Source organism: Eubacterium sp. F2 (assembly GCF_046244355.1).
In the GTDB taxonomy this organism is placed as follows: Bacteria; Bacillota; Clostridia; order Peptostreptococcales; family Anaerovoracaceae; genus Aminicella.
The window spans coordinates 1,347,245-1,369,455 of record NZ_CP176393.1 but is presented as its reverse complement, the minus strand read 5'-3'; the positions used below and the strand labels follow the sequence as shown (position 1 = coordinate 1,369,455).

Here is a 22,211-nt window from a genome sequence, read left to right as displayed (position 1 = left end):
AGCTCTCGCTTCTACTCACTGCAGATTACCAGTCCGCTGTTTTCTGCCGCCTTTTTCTCAATGACAGCAGCATCCCGTTTTTCTATCACAGCCTGCAGACTGCGATCCTCTCCTGAATACCGTAACACCCTGGCACCAGCTATCTTTTGTCCGCCGGAAAGGATATGAATCCGGTCTCCAGCATGAAGATCATCCGGACAGGAGATCATCCATCGCTCGGGAATGCAGATCCTGTACCGTCCGGATCTGCCGCCGGTCAGAAGCTTCCGGCTGCAGAAATATTCCTTATACAGCGGAGATCCCTTATGGATAAACTGCGCGGCAGCCTTTCCCTGAATCCGCTTCCGATCGTCCGGCCTCAGCATGTCTTTCTGCAGACGGTCCGTCCGCACCACCTTCAGCATATCCGGAGTAATTGTGCTTCCCCGCTGAACACTGCCGCGCAGCACCAGGATATCATCGTAATAAAAATGTGCTCTTCCGAATTTTTCCCATGAAAAAAGCGCCAGCAGGCTGACGCAGATCATGGCAATTCCGAAGATGCGCTTTCCTCTTTCCAACGCATTCTCCTTTCCTCTGAATTCACTTTTCGACACTATCAATGTAACACATTATTCTTCCCCTGACAACCTTTATTTTCTATTTTTGTCAGATTTTTCCATTACATCTTGTGTATGCATTGCAATGACTGCGTTTTCACCGTCCGGCAAAAATATCCCTCCAGGAAGTCAGCCCAGCCTTTTTCCATGAGATAAGTAAAAAGAGAACGAACACACAGGATTTTTCCGTTCATCCACGTCTGTCCGCCCTCATTGTTACAGCCTGTTCTGTTATGTTTTACATCAATGAAAGGTTCTGAGCCACACCAAACAAAAACTTCTGCTTCCAGACTCTCCATACACGGTTTGGTACTTCCGTCGGATTCACCTGATAGATCACATTATCCAGAATATGGTCCTGATAGGCGGGCGGCACATCTTCCAGCGCCTTTCTGATTGCTTCAATCCTCGCCTCCAGCCGCACTTTTTCCATGACCGTCTTTTCCGTCGGATTGACCCTGCTGCAATCTCTTTTACTTCCGCCGGCCACACTCGTACTGTGAATGTTTCCAGACCGGATATCTTCATTGATTTCTTCGACACGCTCCTCCATCCGGTGCAGATCGCGCACCGCCCAGATGGACTGATAGTACACAGCATCAGGCATACAAATACTTTTGAAGCGAGTCTGCTGCCACTCTCTCATACGTTCCTCCCTGCTTAACGGGGAATTTCCCTGATATACAGAAATTATATCCCCGAATATAATAAAACTGGCGATCAGTCTGCGCGCACCGACTGACCGCTCTCGTCTATTCCTTTGTCCGCCGACGGGACAATTTCCATTATCCACAATTTTCAGAGCTCTTCAATGGCATAATGCCCAGTTTCCGGGATTTTGTATCGTAGGGCCGGGATTGTGAACGGGAATGCCCTGGACGTCCCCTTCCGTGGGTTCTCGCCCATGTCTTTGATATAGTAAAAGAGACAAGCATAAATGCTTGTCTCTTTCTGGCGGAGGACATGGGACTCGAACCCACGGGGCTGTTACACCTTACTCGCATTCCAAGCGAGCTCCTTAGCCACTCGGTCAATCCTCCAAATGTCTATGACTTTTTCATATTTTGTTATCGCTCCGTGCGACATGTATTAATTTAACACAGATGCCGCACGGATGCAAGTAATTTTTACAGATTCTTGAATGTTTTTTTTGAAAATGGCCTTTCTGCTATTTCCTGGAAGGTGCGAGGTACATGACTTCGACCTGTCCATTGGTCTGCATGAGCTGCTGGAAGAGCTGCATTTCCTGGGCTGTAGTACTGGTACCGGAGGCGGAGGAAGATGCTGCTGAGGATGCAGATGTGTCTGAAGACGAGGATGTTCCGCTGACTCCGGAGCTGCTGCTTCCGCTGAGCTTTGACTTCAGTCCCAGAAGATCCAAGAGGCTGAGGCTGCTGTCCTGTCCTTCCTGAATGTCCAGTACCGGAACCTGGCTGAGTCCTTTTTCTGAACTCGTCATCTGTGATTTTGCCTGGTCAAATGTGCCGATGTCGTCGATCAGGTCGAGCTTTTTCGACTGCGCTGCGGTGTAGACACGCCCGTCTGCAATCTTGCAGACTTTTTCTTTTGTCATGCCGCGGTTCTCAGCAACGATTCCGACAAAGCGGTCATAGGCATCGTCAATCAGGCCCTGGAGAATACGTTTCTGCTGGGCGGTCAGCTTCTGGGTGTAGCTGCCCATGGTCTTGTTCTTTCCGGCGTGAATGGTATTGGCCTTGATGCCGAGCTTCTTCATCAGCCCGGTCAGGTCATAGATGGTGCCGGAGGTTACGCCGATGGAACCTGCCCAGCCGTCGTGATTCATGATGATCCGGTCTGCCGCACAGGAGATGTAATAGCCGCCTGATGCGCCTTCTGACGCGATATAGGCGTAAACCGGACGTTTGGTCTCTTTTTCGTAATCTTTCAGCGCGGTGTACATCTCATCGGTGGCGTAGGAGCTTCCTCCCGGTGTGTCGACATACAGGAGAATACCGCGGTTGTTAGAATCGTTCTTCATTTCCTTAATGCGGGCCAGAAGCCAGGTCTGGTCGTAGGACGTTGTTACGGACTGGCTCTGGGCGATTTCTCCTTCGATGTGAAGTTCACCGATATACGGGCTGCTCTGTTTCAGCGTGTCGCTTCCGTATAGGGTGACCTGATTTTCTCCGGTCTGAACACCGTGCCCCAGGTCTCCGGTGAAGATCATAAACGCAAGAACAATCAGCGCGATGACCAGAATAACCGCCAGAACAATCCACTTTCTGTTTTTACGCTTCCGCTGCTTTTCCAGTTCGCTGGTGATATAGAGATTGACAAAATTATCCCGCAGGGAGGGATCCATCTGGCTGACGTATTCCGCGAAGTAATCCTGCGTCTCCTTCTCTATTTTTCCATTCTTTCCGATTTTCATGGATTAAATCCTTTCACTACTGATTTCCGTTCTGTCCGGCTTCCGTTCCGCTGCCGCCTTCAGCTTCCCCTGTGCTGCCGGAAGATGCCGTTCCTCCGGCTGAAGCTGCGGAATTTCCTATTGTTTCTCCTGCCGTTGAGGACGGACTTCCGTTTGAAGAATTTCCGGATGCCGTGCTGTTTCCGCTGCGGGAAGTTCCTGCATTACCAGAATTTCCGGAAGATGCAGCGGAAGAAGAATGATTACCGCCGTTATTGGATGCCTTTGCGTTCGATGAGGAACCTGAGGAACCGGATGTCGATCCTGTGCTGATGATGGACGCAAGCTTTTCTGCGATTTCCTTCACCGTGCTCGTCGGCGTGTAGTTTTTTTGGCCAAAAAGCTTCTTATGCAGTTCTATTACATTTTCTTCCAGATTATCCGGGAAAACGACTGCCTGCTGGTCGGCATATCCTTCCGTTACTTCGAACGGCCAGCCGACACTCTGCTTGATTTTCATCTTGGAGAGCTTCATGGCCAGGCTGAGCATATCCTCGTTGGACAGGCTCGTCTCACACTGCTTCAGGCAGACATCCATGATCTTGTTCAGTCTGGTAACGCTGGAACCCTTGACCTTCTGCATGACCTTTTCAACAACGACACGCATCCGGCTCGTTCTCTTGTAATCGTCGCCGACGCCCTTTCTGATGCGTCCGTAGGAAACGGCCTGGACACCTTCAAGCTTCTGTTTTCCAGGCTTGGTGACCAGCTTGTATTTCTTCTGGCCGATGTTATTTGCCGTCTGAATCGTATACTTGTTCAGCTGCTGGATCTCATAGGATTTAACATCAACGGTAATTCCGCCGACCTCGTCAACCAGGTTTGCAACCATTTTAAAGTTGAACAGGACATAGTTGGAAATGTCCAGATCCATCGACTCGTTCAGACTCTGCATGGTCTGCGCTGCCCCGCCGTTCTGGAAGGCGCTGTTGATCTTTCCGAAATTGCCGTCGTCATCCACCGGAAGATAGGTATCACGGTAAACGGACAGCAGACTGACCTCGTTGGTCTTGGTGTTCAGACTGATGATCATGATGCAGTCCGTGTTATTATCGGACAGGTTGCTCTTATTCATCTTTCTGGAGTCGACACCCAGAAGCGCAATATTTACATATCCTTTTACATCCACGCAGGAAAGCTCGCTTTTCTTTACGGTGGTATGCTTGACTTTATTCAGCTTGGAGTTGATGTAGTGACGCGCGGCAGCATATCCGCCTCCGGCAAGAAGCGCGATGACGATCAGCGTGATCAGAAGCCGCCTTGGCCATTTTTTCTTTGTCGGTTTCCCCGGCCCGCCTGTGCCTGCTGCAGCCTTCTTACTTCCTTCAGCAGCCGGCTTATGCGTTTTCTGCTCCGCGCCGCGGCTCTGTGCCTCTGCAGCGGTGCCTTTTTCTTCAGCCTTCTGGTATCCGCTGCTCTTTCTTTCCTGTTCGACTAAATCATTATATTTCTTACTGCGCATCAACATTTCTCCTACCGAATTTACGGTCATCCCGGGCCCATCCCGGGAGTTCTTCCTGCGTCTCAGAGATTTACAGCACAAAAAGCACCAATTGTTCCACTAAAAACGCTCGATCCCTCTCATGTGTAAACGATGTAGAATATGGTATGATAACAATATAAACATTATGTGCCATCTGGCATCTTCATTTGTGCTCAATAGGTGAGATAAACAACTCACATAAACCACATGGAGATATCTAGATTATAGCAAATTTTTTCGAACGGGAAAATATATTACACCCGAAACCCATGGAAAATACACATTACTCCTGTAAAATAGAAAATATGTGATAGGAGGAACGTATCATGACGAACGATAAAAAAGTCATTCTGGCGTCCGGTTCTCCGCGGCGCCTTGAAATTTTAAGAAGGCATAGCATCAACCCGGTAATTATGCCGGCTTCTGTTGATGAAACACTTCCAGAAGGGATCTCTATGGAAGATGCTGTGATGTTTCTTTCCTTTAAGAAAGCCCGCGCCGTTGAAGGGCAGCTGATGCTGACCATTCCGGACCTGAATCCGGAAGACCAGGACTCCAACGACCTGATCCTGGAAGAAGAGCAGGAAGATGAAGACAGCGATCCTCTGGATGAGGAACACACACCGGAATCCCGGGCACAGCTCCTTGCCGAGCAGGACGGCCCGCTTCTGATTCTGGCAGCAGACACCGTGGTTTATGATCCAGACCTGGGGATTCTCGGAAAACCACAGGACCACGATGACGCCTTCCGCATGCTGTCCAGCCTCCGCGGAAAGAAGCACCAGGTCGCAACCGGCTGTTCGCTGATTTTATGCGGCATGCCGGCAAGAAGAATTTTCTGCGAGGTTACCGATGTCTACTGTAAAAACTACACAGATGATGACATCGAATCCTATATCGCGACCGGCGAACCCTTCGACAAGGCCGGAGCATACGGCATCCAGGGTGCCTTCGGTCAGTACATCGACCATATTGAAGGTTCCTATGATAATGTCGTCGGCCTTCCTTACGAACGCCTTGCCGGAGAAAGCGAAATTCTCGATGCTTACTACCGCAGAGATGCCGGCCTGAACTAAAACCGGCACATTCTCAGGAAGCAGCATTCACCCTGTCAGGAATAAGGAGTTATCTATGAAACAACATTTGCAGAATGCAGAAAATAACCGTATTTCCTTGAAAATACTGATTCTGCTGATTGCTTTTTGTCTGACCGCCTCGATGATCCCCGTCTTCAGCGGGTCGTCCTCATCCTATGCGGCATCTAAGAAGACGACAAAAAAGACATCAACCTCCGCGTCCATCAAGAAGAAAACGGGCGATCTGAGCCGCATCAGCAGAAAACAGGCCCAGCCGCAGAAGGCCACCGCCTCCGCCGCACTGAAAGCCTATCGCTCTGCCACGCGCTCCTCTTCCAGGGGAAGCGTCCTGACCTCCAGCCAGTGGACAAAGGGCAGTTCAAAGGACTACTATTATCAACATCTGACGGCACGCCAGAAAAAACTGTACAACGCTATGCTGACGCTGGCCCAGGACCCGTACTCGGAAAACATCGTCGTTTACACTTCGACGAAAAACGCTTCCGATGACAATACCACAGGAACCGACTGGTTTCTCGCCTACCAGAGCCTGATTTACGACCACGCTGAACTTTTCTGGCTCTGGATGGACGGCGGCGACTCTGCCTTCGTATACGATCCGGTGCAGATCGGAAACAGCTATAAATGGGTCATGTGGATGGACCTTTCCGCCTCTGGACAAACTACAACGTCCAGGCAGGAAATGCCGCTCCGCCTGTTCAATTCGGAATCCGGTTACAAACAAGTCAAATCCGAATTTAACAGCGCCGTGAATAATTTCCTCAGCGACATTGACCGCAATCATTCCGATGCTGTCGTTGCCATGGAAATCCACGACAAACTCTGTAAACAGATTACCTACAACGACGCGGCAAACGCCTCCGACGCATTCTTCTACGATCCGTCGCACACGGCGTACGGAGCACTGGTCAACGGAAAAGCCGTCTGCGATGGCTACGCCCTTGCTTATTCGTATCTGCTGAAAAAGTGCGGAATCAGCTCCGCCGTTGCACTGGGATACGTCGGCAGCAATGCGCAGACCGGCGGACACGCCTGGAATCTGGTAAAACTTTCCGGTTCCTGGTATGAAGCAGATGCCACCTGGGATGATAATGACACGAACAACAGTTACGGTCACGATTTCCTGTTCATCACCACAAAGCAGATCAGCAGCCAGATGCCGGGAATCAAGGCCAATACGGTGCACCACCGCGACTCTGCCGAGCCTTATAAGAGTCTGAGCAGACTTCTTCCGACCGCGACAGCGACACACTTTAATCCGTCTTACATGTCAAAGTCTGGACAGACACTGAGCGACAACACCGATTCTGAAGGCAAGGCTGTCAGCCTCGGCGCTGTCTACAACAATAAAATCTATCCGTTTACCGCGGCACCTTCTGCATCAAACGGGAAATGGACACTCAAGATCGTGACTTCGAACCTGAAGTCCGACTCCAATGTCTATAAGGCGGAAGGCGTATCCGCATCGGATTCTTCCCTGCTCGCCGTTCCGACCTGGAGTTCCGCATCCCGGGCGCTGACCCTGAAGCTGAAAGACAGCAGTTCCTCGTCCGCTGCAGCTTCTGACACTGCCGGCAGCAACGCGGTCAAGGTAAAAGTCGAATATGACAACGGCGCAACGGGAACCATTACTGCCAATCTCACCGTCAAGGCCAATGTCCTGGCGGCGCAGAGAACCTACACCGGAAAGACACGCTCCGCATCGTTTGTCGTAACAACCCTGAACGGCGCAATCGTCCCGTCCTCCGCATACACCGCAGTCCTTTACAGCGGCGCAGTGGAACCGGGAATCTACGCCAATCTTGTTACCTTCAAGGACGGAACGCTCTACTCCGGAAACGGCACTAAGCTCGTCTGGATGACCGTAGTTCCACGCACCGCCAGCATTACCGGCGCATCCCAGTCCGGCAAAAAACTCACGGTCAAGTGGACAAGCGCCAATAATTCCGCCAGCGGATACCAGGTCGAAGTCTCCAGCAGCAAGTCCTTCTCCGCCTCTTCTACAAAAACCTATACCGTGAACGGCTCCTCGGCCAGCAAGCTGGTCAAAGCCCTCCGCAAATCCGGAAAATACAAGTACGTCCGCATCCGCGCCTATGCCAGCGGAAGCTGGCACGGCCTCTCGGCAAGCAGCGAGAGCATGAAGAAAGACGGCAGAGCAGCGACCCTGTATTCCAAGTGGTCAGCAGTCAAGAGCCTGACCACTTCCACATCAGGCAAAAAGGCCGCGTAACATTACAATTCCACATCACCGCCCTGTCTGGCCTCACGGATTGCCGACTCTACCATCTCTGCCGTTTTCCTGTGGCTGGATTTCAGCACATCGGTATAGACATCCGCTGTAACCCGGATACTCGTATGCCCCAGGTGCTCCGACACGATTTTCAGATCCACCCCCTGGTTCAGCAGCAGTGTCGCGTTCGTGTGCCTCAGACAGTGCGGCGTCATAAACGCAAATGGCGTGTTGTTCACTCGTTTTTTCATCGCGTGCCATACAGCAGAATCGCACAGATACTCCCCATGATTCCGTGTAAACACCAGATCCGGGTGCGCCAGCGGGTAATCACGCAGCTCCGCATCCCTCTGATCAATCAGATGCCGGGCCCACTGCACCTGAAGAAGCCGAATCACCTCATCCCCAATCGAAATTTTACGTATTGAACTCTTGCTCTTCGGCTCCCCGACTTCGATTCTGCCCTTGGCCGCATACAGCGCCCGGCTGATCATAATTTCCCCATCCGCGAAATCGATATCCTGCCACTCCAGCGCGCAGGCCTCCCCGACCCGCATCCCCGTCAGCAGCAGAAACGGCACCAGCACATCAATCATCTCATGCCGGGAGAACAATTCCAGAAACGCCGGAATCTCTTCCATCGTTAAATACCTTCTCCGCTCCTCCGGCAGCCCCTTCTTCGGCAAAATAACCAATGCGCAAGGGTTTGCCAGTAAATAGTGCATCCGCACCCCAAAGTTCATCACGCTGCACATCGCATGGAACGCGTTCCGCGCCACTGTCGGCCTGTCCTTATAGAACTTGCAGAAATACAGCGAAATCATCCGGTTGTCAATCTCCGACAGCTTCATCTTCCCAAACGCCGGAAGAACATGGTTATTCAAATTCACCTCATACACCCGCATCGTCGAACCTTTCAGCTCATACGGCGCATAGACCCGCATATACTCCTCATACAGATCCTCCATCGTCATCGAGTTCTGCCCCTGTGCGTCCCACCTGCGCCGCTCCCGCTTCAGCATGCGGCGGATGTTCTGCGCATTCCTGGCTTTCTCACTCTCCGCGCTTTTCCGACTGCGTCCTTTTCTCCCCGAGCTTCTGTTTTCCTGTGTACTCATGACGGCTCTCCTTTCTGTGCCAATCTACAGTTTATTCTTATTATTAAACAACAGATTGTCGGATATATCACGAGGGAGAGGGAGAAATGTTATGTATTGTCTGTCCGTGACATTCCCATCACTTTGCGGTACCCAAAATATGCGACCCATGATCGAGGGCGACTCCATCACCTGCCCGAATTACAGATACGCAGACTACACGGCTGCCGCCTGGGCATGAGTTACACGAATTCCGCAGTTTTCGGCTCCATCTTTGGAGCCTATGCCAGGATTCCAGACTGCTGAAGGCGAAAACTCACGCAAGAATCATTCTGGTCATAGCGAACGGCAGCACGCAGATGCAGATCGGAAAGCAGTTCATGCGGTATCTGGAGCCGACCGCTTAACAGCATCCACTGTTCAGCCTAAACCATCTCAGCGCCCCGGCAATTCTGCTGTCGAGGTGCCGTTTTTATGCTTTGATTATCATCCGTAATCCGCTCTCGCAAACAAATTGTCAGATAATGCAGCTCATCTGTACAGCGAGAATATACATTCACTTTCTGCAGAATATAATTTCCTTATTTCCTCCCCCTTTTTCGACAAAAATTCACTTGGCCAAGAAAGTACCGTTTTCTGTGAAGACCGTGTGACGTTTTCTGCAGTAAATCTCATTTTTATTTTATGGAGGTATAACATGACAAGAACGAAAAGCTCTAGAGCGCTTCTCAGTGTTGTACTTGCAGTACTGATGGTCGCAGCTTTCATGCCTGCACTGACGTATTCCTCCTTCGCTGCAACAGCAAAGAAGGCTACTAAGGTTACAAAGCTGAACCACACCGGTGCCAAAGTTTATGGTAAGGTTGGAAACAAGTACGTACTGAAGTACAAGCTGAGCCCGAGCAAGCTGACTTCCGCAGCAAAGAAGACAGTCTGGAAGTCCAGCGACAGCAGCATTGTTAAGGTTTATTCCACAAAGGGCAAGCACGCAGCTGTAAAGGTAAAGGGCGTAGGAACTGCTAAGATCACTGTTTACACAAAGGCAAACAAGAAGGCCAAGGCAGTTTGGTCCTTCAAGACCAAGAAGGTAGAAGCAGCAGCTCCGACCATCGACACAAGCAAGGTTCAGACAACCTATGGACTGTCTACACAGTACAACATGGTTGATAAGTCCATCACAACAGCTGACCTGCTGAAGAATGTCACAGCAAAGGACGCTTCCGGAAAGGATGTTACGGTATCCATCGCTTCCATCAAGGAAGTATCTTCCACAGGCGATTCCATCAATGCATACATCAATGCATACAATGACATTCCGCTGGTAAAGGTAAACAACCAGGCAAAGCACTTTGAGGTTACCTACACAGCAACAGACGCTAACGGAAAGACCGCTACAAAGACTGTTGTCGTAACTGTAAAGAACCTGGATCCAGAAGTAACCGCAAACAACTTCTCTGTTGCAATCGATGCAAATCACGCTCCACTGACAGAAGATGACCTGATCAATAAGGGAATCACAGCTGTTAATGATTATGAGTCCTTCCCGGCAGATACAAAAGCTGAGGCAAAGACTGCTGACGCTTTCCTGAAGGCAGCAAAGGGTAACACAATCGAGGTTGCAAAGATTACGGATGCATCCGGAAAGTCCCTGGAGACAACCGACAAGTCTGTAACACCGGCTAAGACAACAGCAGATCCAAGCCAGATCGTACTGAACAAGGCTGGTACATACAACATCACATACAAGGTAACAGATTACCTCGGCGCTTCTGTTGAGAAAACTGTTACCATGACTGTTGCAAACAACCAGGCACCGACCATTGCTACAACAGAAGCAACGGTTTACTCCAGCTCCGCTACTCCAGCAGCCGATGTACTTGATCAGATTACATACAACGATGCTGAGGATGGACAGAACGTAAAACTTTCCAAGGATGCTAAGTCTAATGTAGAAGTTACATTCATCGATGCAAACGGAATTGTTGTACAGCCTACAGACGCAAACTTCTACAAGAAGGTTGCAAAGGCTTATGTCATCAACGTTACAGATTCCAACGGTGCATATGCACAGACAAAGCTGATCGACATCAAGGTTGCAGACGGCCTTGTACTGACCGCAAAGGATCAGAGTGTTGATATCGACATCAAGGCACCTGCTACAACAACTATCGATCCGATGCAGTACATCACAGCTACGCTGAATGGTGCAGCATACACTCTGGACAACCCGGCTACAACAAAGGGTGGAAACACAACTGTTTACATTGACGGAAAAGAAGTCAAGAGCACAAATGATCTGATCGACGCTAAGAATGCTGGAAAATACACAGTTAAGTATGATGTAACAGCAAAAGTAGATGGAAAGACACTGACAGCAATAAAGACAATTACTGTTAAGGTAGTAGATAAGGCTGATAAGGATGCTGTTGATGCTGCTGTTGCTAAGATCAATGCCATCTCCACAGCAACATCGGGTGACTATGCTGCTACAGTAAACGCTGCAAAAGAAGCTTACAATAAGCTTACTGAGGTGCAGAAGAATGCTGTTCCGCAGAATACATACAAGATCCTGAAAGATGCGGAAGAGGAAGTAGAGAAATTAGAAACATTAGCAAAACCTGTAGAACAGTCAATTGATGCCATCGGAGAGAAAACAACAACGAAAGACTATGCTAGTGCTGTTGATGCTGCAAACAAGGCATATGATACTCTGAACGCTGATTCAAAGGCAATTGTAGACGCTGCAAAGACAAAAGTTCAGGGTAACGAGCTTACATACAAGGATGCTCTTGCAAAATATAATGAAACTCTGAAGAACACACAGGCTGCAGAAAAGACACTCAGTGTAGCTCTGAATGATTCCAAAGATGGAGCAACTGCAAAAATCGATACATCCAAAATCGGAAATGTAACTTATGATTGGCAGTTCCTGAATAAAGATAATAAGTGGGTTGATTTCGAAACTGGTAACGGATCAGCAGAACTTAGTAAGCAGGGCTACAAGGTAAGAGTCGCTGTATACGGCGCTGGAATTGCAGGAACACTGTATTCCAACACAATTGAGATCCCAGATAGTAAATAGTTAGGAATCGAGCATATAAGTGGGGACTTCGGTCCCCATTTTTTACTAATATAACTGACTGACTATTGTTACAAATACTAATTCTTATGCATAGTTTTGAGTATTTTTGAGTTGGTATAAAAACGCATCATGTAAATGAAAAGGAGGATTAGATGGCAATTACGATGAACAGTTTTCACAATAACATTGCTCTCCAACTTGAGGATTATGCTTGTAGGGAATTTGGAGATAGTGGAAGGCCATTAGGAAAATGGTATGATGCAGATAGTATCGAAAATGGAAACTTTGCAAAATGTATGATTACTCTGCTTGAAAGAAAGTATGGCAACGACTGTCCAAGTGAAGTTTCATATTTTATCAGAGAATGCAGACAATATATGGGGGCAAGAGCAGACCAGATCGGGTATGATACAGCAAAATCCCTGTTCGATGAATTTTGTTGCTTTTATGATGTAAGCGGCAAATAGCATGTGCCTGCCACTGTTGTCCAGAAGCTTGTAAAATGTTGTCAATAAGGTGTTACAATGATTTACAAGGTGGTGTGAAATGGACGTTTCCGAAAAACTGAGATTACAGCAGTGGGCATCCGACATGGCGGATTTTCAGAACAGCCGGCTTACCAGGAAACAATGGTGCGAGGTTCATGATATCAATATCAATACGTTCGGTTACCGCTGCACCCCTGTTCGGCACGCGGCGAAAGAATTCGAGCGGCAGAGGGAAGAACAGTCGAGATTCGTGATGATTCCGGCTCCTTCCAAACCAGCAGAAGTCAGTGTCCAGAAAGAACCGGAAGAAACCGCTTCCAAATCGGAATCCCGTATTTTCGTTTACTTCGATCAGGTAGCTCTCGAACTTCCTTATGATGCTCCGGAAACCCAGGTCCGGACAATTCTGGAGGTGCTTAGCCATGCTGAATGATCTAAAGACTGACGGGATGACCGTATATATCGCGTGCGGGTATACGGATCTGCGGTATGGCGTTGACAGTCTTGCCGGGATCATCCAGTCTGAAACCGAGATGAATCCGTTCACGGAAAATACGCTGTTTCTCTTCTGCGGAAGACGTTCGGACAGAATCAAGGGCCTGCTCTGGGAAGGAGACGGATTCCTTCTCCTGTACAAACGCTTGGAGGATGGAAAGTTCCGGTGGCCGCGGGACAGATCTGATGTCGAAAAGATGACCCCGCAGCAGTTCCGCTGGCTGATGGAGGGACTCTGCACAACCCAGAAGCAGACCGTTAAAAAGGTCCATCCCAAACGAATTGAATAAGATGAAATCATGCAAAAAAAGCCTTGAAAATATGCCTTTCAGGGCTTTTTTTGATTCTCCGGAACTGGTATAATTCAGGTATGAAAGAACTCACGAAAAAACAACTGAATAGCATGAGTTTATCCGAGAAAGAAGAACTGATTCTCAAGCTGTTAAGGGCGAATGACGATCAGCAGAAATTGATTGAAAAACAAAAAACGGAAATCGACAAACAAAAGACAGAAATGGAGCATATGTCCGATGTCGTCCGCAAGCTTCAGAACATGATTTTCGGAAGAAGCAGTGAAAAGGATATTCTGAAGGAAGCTGAGCAGTCAAAAGACCATCAGCTTCAGTTTGTGTTCAATGAGGCAGAAGGAACCATGGACATTGTAGATCCTTCAGAACTGGCAGAGAGTGATACCGAAGAAGAGGATCCGGAAGAAGGAAGTGTCCTCGTTCCAGCTCACAGGAGAAAAAGACCGAAAGGCAAACGGAAAGCAGATCTTTCCAAACTGCAGAAGGTTGTCAGGGAATATACCCTGTCAGAAGAGGAACTGGACGAATACTTCGGCGGAAAATATACAGAGCTGAACCCGGACAGACATTCCATTGTCGAATATGAGCCTGCCCATTTTGTTCATGTGGAACAGGTGGTACACGTATACCGTGGATCCGACGGCCGGATTATCCGTGCCGATCATCCGGAAACTCTGCTTAAAACCAGCATTGCAACACCGTCTCTTGCAGCTGGCATTATGAACGGAAAATATGTCAATCACCTTCCGCTTACACGGATGGAAACCATTTTCCGCAATGCCGGACTTCCACTGTCCCATCAGGATATGGCCAACTGGATGATGACGCTGACAGAGCGTTACATGATGCTCCTTTACGACAGACTGAAGGAAGAACTGCTGAGCCATCATGTCATCCATGCAGATGAGACGCCGGTGCTGGTTACCAAAGACGGACGAAAAGCCGGTACGGATAGCTACATGATCGTCTATCGCAGCAACGTGCATGAAGCACATCCCGTTGTAGAGTATGATTACCATAAAACAAGAAATGCAGACTATGTACATGAGTATGCAGGAAAATTCAAAGGCATTTTCGTCTGTGACGGAAATTCGATCTATGAGAGGTTCGCAAAGGATCATCCGGATGTAACGCTTGCTTCCTGCTGGGTGCACATGAGGCGCGGATTTGCGACCATCGTAAAGACGGCAAAGAAGAAGGAAAAGCAAACCAGGAAATACACGCTTGCCGCTTATGCCATAAAACAGATCGCCGTCATTTACCAGCTGGATAATGCTCTGTGGGATCTGGACCGTGAAGAACGACGAAAAGAACGTGATCTGACGGTGCGAAAACATGTAGAAGCCTTCTTCGACTGGTGCAGAGCAAAACTACCGGAAACAGCTCCGAAAAGTAAAATTGCGGAGTCTCTTTCGTATGCCCTGAAACGGGAAAGCACGCTGAAGACCTTCCTGGATGACCCGGATGTGCCGCTTGACAACAATCCTGCAGAGCGGGCAATCCGCCCATTCTGCACCGGCAGGAACAGCTGGCATATTATCGATACGATCCGGGGAGCTCAGAACAGCGCTGTGCTGTATAGCATTGCAGAAACCGCCAAGGCCAATAACCTGGTTCCGTATGAGTATTACAAATATGTTCTGGAACATATGCTTGAACATATGAATGATACGAATCTGGAGTTTGTGGAAGATCTGCTGCCGTGGAGCGAACGTGTTAAGGAGAACTGCTTAGTACCAGAAATACCGAAACCGGAAGAAATGAAAACAGAATAGCATACACCAAAAGCCATCGGAACGCCGGTGGCTTTTCAACTGTGTACACGTGCTATTTACCGCTTACCGCCTGTGGGAGTATTTGACTTTAGCAGTAATATGTGTTTGCTCCCTCCGGTCAGCAGCAGATCACCGGAAGGGAGCTGAAAATATGAATGGTGAAGAAAAGATCAGAAATCAAAAGCTGTGGTACGCAAGAATTGAGGAAATGCTATCCAGTGATATCTCGCAGAAGCAGTGGTGCCAGAATAACGGCATTAATATCAACTCGATGTACTACTGGCTCAGAAGCAAAGACCATGCAAAGATCAAGGCACTGAAATGGGATGCAGATGGATTCGTCCTCTACTACAAGCGTCGGGAGCGTGGTACCTTTCAGTGGCCGAAAAATTTTCGCAATGATGACACCGACCAGATTCCACGAAGCGATCTGAACCGGTTACTCAGCGGTCTGATCATGGAATCATACATCAAAAGGCGGCATTTCGTGACCGTGTAAACGGACAAAAATCTTTTTGTTGAAGCGTCTGTACATATTGAAATTCCAACGATTCGAACTTGCGTTCAGCGCCGAAAAATGGTATGAATATCCGGAAAAATTTCTGGAACGGTTCAGTGGATATCTGCAGACTGACGGGTATGCCGTCTATCAGAAACTGGCAAAGGATGATGCCCGAAAAGCGGGCACGATTACCCCTGTAGGATGCTGGGCACATCTGCAGAGGAAGTTTTGTGATGCCAAAAAGGCAGCAGGCAAAGAGGTGAAGACACCTACGATTGACGTTGCGCTGGCCTTTTTCAGGGAACTGAATCACATAGAGAAAGCATGTGCAGACATGTCCATCGAGGACAGAAAAGCCTACCGGAAAGAACATGCCGAGCCGATTCTGAATGACTTCTTCAGCTGGCTCCATGAAAAGAACGAAATCGTCGTCCACGATTCCCTGCTTGGCAAGGCCTTCACCTACGGCATCAATCAGGAATTTCCGCTTCGTAATTATCTTCTGGATGGAAGACTTGAAATGACAAACAATTTGAGCGAAAGGAGCATAAAAGGCTATGTCATCTGCCGGAAGAACTTCCTTTTCGCCAATACGGAGAACGGCGCGCAGTCCAGCGCCATCCTGTACAGCATCCTTGAAACAGCGAAAGCAAACCATCTCAACTGCTACGAATATCTGAAGTATGTACTGGAGACTTTGTCCCAGATCGATGCTCCGACGGAAGAAGATCTGGACAGACTGCTTCCCTGGTCGGATACACTTCCAGAAAAAGTGACTACAGCGTAAGCGTCAAAGCTAGTGCACCTACCATTCACTGTTACAGTTTGAGAAAATACTCCCATGAGGTGATCGATGATGACCGCCTGTGGGAGTATTTGACTTTAGCAGTAATATGTGTTTGCTCCCTCCGGCCAGCAGCAGATCACCGGAAGGGAGCTGAAAATATGAATGGTGAAGAAAGGATCAGAAATCAAAAACTGTGGTACGCAAGAATTGAGAAAATGCTATCCAGTGATATCTCGCAGAAGCAGTGGTGCCAGAATAACGGCATTAATATCAACTCGATGTACTACTGGCTCAGAAAATACAATAATGACAGGGCGATGAGAGATCAGCCCTTCTCCTGGCTGGAGCTGCCGCACGGGGTTCGCACAGAAATAGCGGATTACAGTGATCAGGAGATGTGCATCAAGTTGAAATGCCCTAAAGCAACAGTGATCATGCCATCGGATACTCCGCCGGCTGCTGCTGCTGCGCTTCTGAAGGTGGTGGCTGAACTATGAGTGAAATCATAACCGATGAAACAAAGGTCTTTCTTGCTTCACACCCTGTCGACATGAGGAAATCGATTAACGGACTTGCAGCCATCGTGGAAGGAAGCTTTGATCTTGATTTGTATGAGGACTGTCTGTTCGTGTTCTGCAGCAAAGACCATGCAAAGATCAAGGCACTGAAATGGGATGCAGACGGATTCGTCCTCTACTACAAGCGTCGGGAGCGTGGTACCTTTCAGTGGCCGAAAAATTTTCGCAATGATGACACCGACCAGATTCCACGAAGCGATCTGAACCGGTTACTCAGCGGTTTGATCATGGAATCATACATCAAAAGGCGGCATTTCGTGACCGTGTAAACGGACAAAAATCTTTTTGTTGAAGCGTCTGTACATATTGGAATTCCAACGATTCGAGCTTGCGTTCAGTACCGAAAAATGGTACAATATATACATGACTAAGGAAGAGAGAAAACGTAAAATCGAGAAGGCGCTGGACGTCGATTTCACGGGAATGACCCGGCAGGAAGTCGAAGAATATGCGCTCAAAGCAGCAGAACAGTCTGTGCTCAACGAAGCGGAGGCGGATCACTGGCGGGAGCTGTACCAGAGAGAAGTGAACCGCAAGTACGGCCGTTCCAGGGACACTGCCGACATCGATTATGCGCAGCTCTCTTTTTTTAATGAAGCCGAAGCAGAAGCAGATCCGGCCGTGCCGGAACCTACTGCCCAGGAGATCAAGGGAAAGCCGAAGAAATCCAGAAAGAAGAAAGGCCACCAGAAGAAGGCTCTGCCGGTTCATGTTACGGAATACAGGCTGTCCGGTGATGAGATGAACTGCCCGAACTGCGGCAGCGAGCTCCATGAGATGAAGAAAATCATCCATGAGGAGATCATTGTGGAGCCTGCCAGATTTCACATTGAGCGGACCGTTACACATGTGTATTCCTGTCGGAACTGCGATAATAGCGGACTGGGCGGAACAATCATCAATGCCCCGTCTCCAAAGTCTTTTATGCCGGGTTCAGCGCTCTCTGCATCTCTTGCAGCATGGATCATCTACCGAAAGTACGCAGAAGGAACACCTCTGTATCGTCAGTCTCAGTCTCTGGCAAGGTTCGGAATGGATATTTCCAGGCAGACTCTTTCCAACTGGGTGGTCAAATCTGCAGACCGATATGGCAGGCCGCTTTACGAGAGACTGAAGGAATATCTGATCAGAAACGATATTCTCCATGCCGATGAGACCACACTCCAGGTTGTCCGGGGACGGGGAAAGGATCAACAGACCAGTAAACCGGAGCACGGGTACATGTGGCTCTACCGGACCGGAAAGTACGCCAGAGAGCCGATCGTAATCTATGAATACTGTGCCGGCCGAAGGTATGAATATCCGGAAAAATTTCTGGAACGGTTCAGCGGATATCTGCAGACTGACGGATATGCCGTCTATCAGAAGCTGGCAAAGGATGATGCCCGAAAAGCGGGTACGATTACCCCTGTAGGGTGCTGGGCACATCTGCAGAGGAAGTTTTGTGATGCCAAAAAGGCAGCAGGCAAAGAGGTGAAGACACCTACGATTGACGTTGCGCTGGCCTTTTTCAGGGAACTGAATCACGTAGAGAAAGCATGTGCAGACATGTCCATCGAGGACAGAAAAGCCTACCGGAAAGAACATGCCGAGCCGATTCTGAATGACTTCTTCAGCTGGCTCCATGAAAAGAACGAAATCGTCGTCCACGATTCCCTGCTCGGCAAGGCCTTCACCTACGGCATCAATCAGGAATTCCCGCTTCGTAATTATCTTCTGGATGGAAGACTTGAAATGACAAACAATTTAAGCGAGAGAAGCATAAAAGGCTATGTCATCTGCCGGAAGAACTTCCTTTTCGCCAATACGGAGAACGGCGCGCAGTCCAGCGCCATCCTGTACAGCATCCTTGAAACAGCGAAAGCAAACCATCTCAACTGCTACGAATATCTGAAGTATGTACTGGAGACTTTGTCCCAGATCGATGCTCCGACGGAAGCAGATCTGGACAGACTGCTTCCCTGGTCGGACACACTTCCAGAAAAAGTGACTACAGCAGATACTGAAGCTGAGTAACAGCAAGACAGTGAAACAGCGGGAGGAACCCTAAAGTGTGGGTATCCTTCCGCTGTATTAGTTTCTCAGTAAATACTGCTGCAGTCAACGTGCATTAGCTTTGACGCTTACCGTGATGTACGGATTTTCTTTCTCTTTTTGCCATAAACTAAGGCCCTCCATGATTTTGATTGTATCATGAAAGGCCTCAGAAATGAACTTTTACAGAGATTGTTTCATACTCTCGAGAAATGGGCATCTGATAAGGTATGTCTGCAAACCACCATGCCAGAATACATTACTGAAATTTCAGAATACAACATCTAGCTAATCATGAGATCAGCTAGATGTATTACTGTCTTACGGTAATACAACAGATTTATAATTTAATTGTATTAGTATAATTTTTGCGGACTTGATTTATACGATATAGAAGAGTCTCCTCTGTGTAATGGTTGTTGATATTGGTATAAAAATCTGAACCTGTCCGTATCTCCACGTCAGTATTATTGTCGCTGCAGATTTCGATTTCACCAGGATGGAATATTTCACTGTGAATTTTTTCTAAGCCTTCGATATTTTTGATTATATTGCATTCCTTAAGATTTCCGTACTGAATTGCAGATTCAAAGAATAAATAAACAGCACTTGCATAATAGTTATATGTACTCAGAGCTATTTCATTACTATTTATTCCTTTTGCTTGGGCACATCGACAAAGGTCCTGCATAGCATGATTAGCACTTAACCGAAGACTTAGGTAGTGATAAAAATCTGAAAGCTTCTTGTCAACATTTTTTATACTTGGTTCCAAATGAGTATTCATAAATTTATTGATAATTATTTTCTCTTCATGGATTAGTTCTTGTCGGATATCCGTCAAATTGTCCTTATACATATTATCATTCATATAATTTTCCTCTCATACGAAAAGGCCAACCCTCGAAGAAGGCTGGCCTATAAGTTATATTAGCTAAATATCAATTAACCAATAACCTTAACACCACTCATGTTTACAGAATATGTAACCGGTGCAATGGAAGAAGTATCCTTAGCTGTGTCTCCAGCCTTGCAGAAATATACCGTAACATTGAAGTTAGGTGTTCCAGTAACCTCAACAACGCTACCATTTACATTTGCCGCAGAGTTGTCAGTAACAATCTTCGCAATCTCATAAGCTGCAGAAGGAGATGTAAATGTCAGAGTAGTCTTAGCATTGCTTGCTAATGTTCCAGTAAGAGTAACAGTTGTAGGTGTTGTAGAAGAAGCAAGTGTTACTGTAGCTGGGCTTGTTACTGTCGGTGCAATAGCTGTGAGCTGCTTCTTTGCAACTGTGAAGCTGTCTGTCTTAGCAGTTGTTCCTGCATAGTCGCCTGTACCTGTTACAACTGCATAGATTTTCTGTCCAACCAGAGACTGAGCCTTGCTGTCCTTATCTGTGTAAGTAGCAGGGATCTTCTGTGTTGTTGTTGCAGCTGTGATGTTTGCTTCGTCAGCCAGTGCGATATCATTACCATTGGCATCCTTGACACCATCGACGAACCACTGAATCTTGGCATTATTAACGAGTTCTGTAGGTACAGTAACCTTCAGTGTATCTCCAACCTGATTGTCTGAACGCGGTGTTGCTGTATCCTGACTTGCAGCTGCATCAGCGTTCCATGCTCTTGTGATTGTAGCAGTCTTAGTTCCCTTAGCATTAACTGTTACACGAGCCTTATATGCACTATTATCTGCAAATGTCCAAACACTTCCAGACTTTACAGAAATCTGTACTTCATATGTTCCTTCAACAGTCGGTGTGTAGGATGCAGAAGTAGCTCCGGAAATAGCAGAAACTGTTTCAGGTTTATCAGAAGCAGTCTTTACAGAATACCACTGATATGTTACATCGTCTGCTGCTGCAGCCGGCTTAACAGATGCTGTCAGAGCTGTTCCTGTCAGAACTGTCTTTCCTGTTACTGTTTTTGTGCCATCTTTAATAGCAACGCCGGAAATCTTGGAAACTACTGCTCCACCATTAACCTTGATAGTCTTGCCATCATACTGTGTTGCAGCTTTTACAGTAACATTTGCCTTCGGTGTAACGATGCAGTATACTGTGTAGCCTTTATCAGCAGATGTCAGTTTATATGTGCTGGATGTAGCTCCGGAAATTGCTGTATCAACAGTTGCATTGTTAACTGTTCCGGATCTGTACCACTGATAAGATGCTACAGAAGAATCCAGTGTGTTCGGTGTAGAAGCATCATCCTTAAGAACAACTGCTTCTGTCTCACCAACATTGTATGTTGTAGAGTCGTTATACGGCTTTGTCTTTGCTGTTGCGGCATCATCATTAACAGTCTTCATCTCTGCTGTTTTAAGAGTTACACCTGTAACCTTAGCAGTAGCAGTGGATGTTACATCATTCTTGCTTGTAGCCTTAACTGTGATGGCTTTGCCGATCTGATCTGTTGTAACTGTGAAATTAGCAGATGTAGCTCCCTCAATTGCCTTGTCGTCTGCATACCACTGGTATGTAACACCCTTAGCATCAGAAGGTTCAACCTTAGCCTGCAGCTCTGTTCCAATTGTCAGTTCCTTTGCAGGATCCTTAGCGTTCGGAGCAGAAACTGTAACACCTGTCAGTGTTGTCTTTGTCTCGGCCTTCTTAGTAACCTTGAATGTCCAGGTTGTCTTAGCCTTCTTGTTTGCCTTTGTGTAAACAGTTACCTTTGCTGTTCCTTCTGCCTTTGCCTTTACAGCTGCACGGTTGCTCTTTGTGGAATAAACCTTAACAATGCTGCTGTCGCTGGACTTCCAGACTGTCTTCTTTGCTGCGGAAGTCAGCTTGCTCGGGCTCAGCTTGTACTTCAGTACGTACTTGTTTCCAACCTTACCATAAACTTTGGCACCGGTGTGGGTCAGCTTTGTAACCTTAGTAGCCTTCTTTGCTGTTGCAGCGAAGGAGGAATACGTCAGTGCAGGCATGAAAGCTGCGACCATCAGTACTGCAAGTACAACACTGAGAAGCGCTCTAGAGCTTTTCGTTCTTGTCATGTTATACCTCCATAAAATAAAAATGAGAAATAGTATGGAGGTGGCAGGATGTGGAAATTGTGGTGAAAGGTTGTTTGGGTTTGCTGGGCTGAATACATGAATCCCAGGCTTGAGAATTGATTAAACAGTTAGGTGATTAATTAATTATCTGCTGTGGTCCTGATAAAGTAGAACAGGCTGCATTCAACTCATTATAAACACAGCCTAATACGAAAAACG

General features: G+C 47.7%; 19 protein-coding genes and 1 tRNA gene. 12 read left to right on the top strand and 8 right to left on the bottom strand.

The features are described from left to right. Nucleotides 1-11: 11 nt before the first annotated feature. The 5 genes from ACI77B_RS05685 to ACI77B_RS05665 form a co-directional block, all read right to left on the bottom strand. Complete coding sequence (locus ACI77B_RS05685) at nucleotides 12-560, bottom strand: SAF domain-containing protein (RefSeq protein ID WP_409335934.1); 549 nt, start codon at nucleotides 558-560, stop codon at nucleotides 12-14. Between the two features lie 277 nt (nucleotides 561-837). Further along, nucleotides 838-1,245: a hypothetical protein gene (locus tag ACI77B_RS05680; RefSeq protein ID WP_409335933.1), complete on the bottom strand. Its 408-nt coding sequence runs from the start codon at nucleotides 1,243-1,245 to the stop codon at nucleotides 838-840. A 306-nt stretch (nucleotides 1,246-1,551) separates the two neighbouring features. Further along, nucleotides 1,552-1,639, bottom strand: a tRNA-Ser gene (locus tag ACI77B_RS05675). 128 nt (nucleotides 1,640-1,767) lie between these two features. Beyond that, entirely contained in the window at nucleotides 1,768-2,991 is a 1,224-nt protein-coding gene (gene sppA, locus ACI77B_RS05670; RefSeq protein WP_409335932.1) for a signal peptide peptidase SppA, read from the bottom strand. A 16-nt stretch (nucleotides 2,992-3,007) separates the two neighbouring features. Further along, on the bottom strand, nucleotides 3,008-4,492 hold the full coding sequence (locus tag ACI77B_RS05665) for an LCP family protein (protein WP_409335931.1): 1,485 nt from the start codon (nucleotides 4,490-4,492) through the stop codon (nucleotides 3,008-3,010). Nucleotides 4,493-4,839: 347 nt separating this feature from the next. On the opposite strand from ACI77B_RS05665, the gene ACI77B_RS05660 reads away from it, so the two are divergent. After that, nucleotides 4,840-5,589, top strand: a complete 750-nt coding sequence (locus tag ACI77B_RS05660) for a Maf family protein (protein ID WP_409335930.1) — start codon at nucleotides 4,840-4,842, stop codon at nucleotides 5,587-5,589. A 55-nt stretch (nucleotides 5,590-5,644) separates the two neighbouring features. Further along, complete coding sequence (locus ACI77B_RS05655; protein WP_409335929.1) at nucleotides 5,645-7,843, top strand: transglutaminase domain-containing protein; 2,199 nt, start codon at nucleotides 5,645-5,647, stop codon at nucleotides 7,841-7,843. Between the two features lie 2 nt (nucleotides 7,844-7,845). On the opposite strand, the gene ACI77B_RS05650 is transcribed toward ACI77B_RS05655, so the two are convergent. Continuing rightward, entirely contained in the window at nucleotides 7,846-8,961 is a 1,116-nt protein-coding gene (locus tag ACI77B_RS05650; RefSeq protein ID WP_409335928.1) for a tyrosine-type recombinase/integrase, read from the bottom strand. A gap of 676 nt (nucleotides 8,962-9,637) precedes the next feature. Here ACI77B_RS05650 and ACI77B_RS05645 point away from each other — a divergent pair. The 10 genes from ACI77B_RS05645 to tnpC (ACI77B_RS05600) all read left to right on the top strand — a co-directional run bounded on the left by ACI77B_RS05645 (nucleotide 9,638) and on the right by tnpC (ACI77B_RS05600) (nucleotide 18,971). Beyond that, complete coding sequence (locus ACI77B_RS05645) at nucleotides 9,638-12,022, top strand: hypothetical protein (RefSeq protein ID WP_409335927.1); 2,385 nt, start codon at nucleotides 9,638-9,640, stop codon at nucleotides 12,020-12,022. A gap of 152 nt (nucleotides 12,023-12,174) precedes the next feature. After that, a complete protein-coding gene (locus tag ACI77B_RS05640; RefSeq protein WP_409335926.1) occupies nucleotides 12,175-12,489 on the top strand; it encodes a hypothetical protein in 315 nt (104 codons plus the stop codon). A gap of 79 nt (nucleotides 12,490-12,568) precedes the next feature. After that, complete coding sequence (gene tnpA / locus ACI77B_RS05635) at nucleotides 12,569-12,943, top strand: IS66 family insertion sequence element accessory protein TnpA (RefSeq protein WP_409335925.1); 375 nt, start codon at nucleotides 12,569-12,571, stop codon at nucleotides 12,941-12,943. Next, a complete protein-coding gene (gene tnpB / locus ACI77B_RS05630; protein ID WP_409335924.1) occupies nucleotides 12,933-13,295 on the top strand; it encodes an IS66 family insertion sequence element accessory protein TnpB in 363 nt (120 codons plus the stop codon). The genes tnpA (ACI77B_RS05635) and tnpB (ACI77B_RS05630) overlap by 11 nt, the downstream gene beginning before the upstream one ends. 113 nt (nucleotides 13,296-13,408) lie before the next feature. Then, on the top strand, nucleotides 13,409-15,088 hold the full coding sequence (gene tnpC, locus ACI77B_RS05625) for an IS66 family transposase (protein ID WP_409335923.1): 1,680 nt from the start codon (nucleotides 13,409-13,411) through the stop codon (nucleotides 15,086-15,088). A gap of 151 nt (nucleotides 15,089-15,239) precedes the next feature. After that, nucleotides 15,240-15,587, top strand: a complete 348-nt coding sequence (gene tnpA / locus ACI77B_RS05620) for an IS66 family insertion sequence element accessory protein TnpA (protein WP_409335922.1) — start codon at nucleotides 15,240-15,242, stop codon at nucleotides 15,585-15,587. A 37-nt stretch (nucleotides 15,588-15,624) separates the two neighbouring features. Beyond that, the gene (gene tnpC / locus ACI77B_RS05615) at nucleotides 15,625-16,377 is read left to right on the top strand and encodes an IS66 family transposase (RefSeq protein ID WP_409335921.1); all 753 of its coding nucleotides are present in this window, start codon (nucleotides 15,625-15,627) and stop codon (nucleotides 16,375-16,377) included. A 158-nt stretch (nucleotides 16,378-16,535) separates the two neighbouring features. Continuing rightward, nucleotides 16,536-16,874 (top strand): IS66 family insertion sequence element accessory protein TnpA, encoded by a 339-nt coding sequence (gene tnpA, locus ACI77B_RS05610; protein WP_409335920.1) that lies wholly within the window; start codon nucleotides 16,536-16,538, stop codon nucleotides 16,872-16,874. Then, nucleotides 16,871-17,224, top strand: coding sequence for an IS66 family insertion sequence element accessory protein TnpB (gene tnpB, locus ACI77B_RS05605; protein WP_409335919.1), 354 nt, complete (start codon nucleotides 16,871-16,873; stop codon nucleotides 17,222-17,224). Before tnpA (ACI77B_RS05610) ends, tnpB (ACI77B_RS05605) begins: the two co-directional genes overlap by 4 nt. A 94-nt stretch (nucleotides 17,225-17,318) precedes the next feature. Continuing rightward, nucleotides 17,319-18,971 (top strand): IS66 family transposase, encoded by a 1,653-nt coding sequence (gene tnpC, locus ACI77B_RS05600; RefSeq protein WP_409335918.1) that lies wholly within the window; start codon nucleotides 17,319-17,321, stop codon nucleotides 18,969-18,971. Between the two features lie 358 nt (nucleotides 18,972-19,329). On the opposite strand, the gene ACI77B_RS05595 is transcribed toward tnpC (ACI77B_RS05600), so the two are convergent. Next, a complete protein-coding gene (locus ACI77B_RS05595) occupies nucleotides 19,330-19,860 on the bottom strand; it encodes a hypothetical protein (RefSeq protein ID WP_409335917.1) in 531 nt (176 codons plus the stop codon). A 74-nt stretch (nucleotides 19,861-19,934) separates the two neighbouring features. After that, nucleotides 19,935-21,992 (bottom strand): hypothetical protein, encoded by a 2,058-nt coding sequence (locus ACI77B_RS05590; protein WP_409335916.1) that lies wholly within the window; start codon nucleotides 21,990-21,992, stop codon nucleotides 19,935-19,937. Between the last annotated feature and the right edge of the window lie 219 nt (nucleotides 21,993-22,211).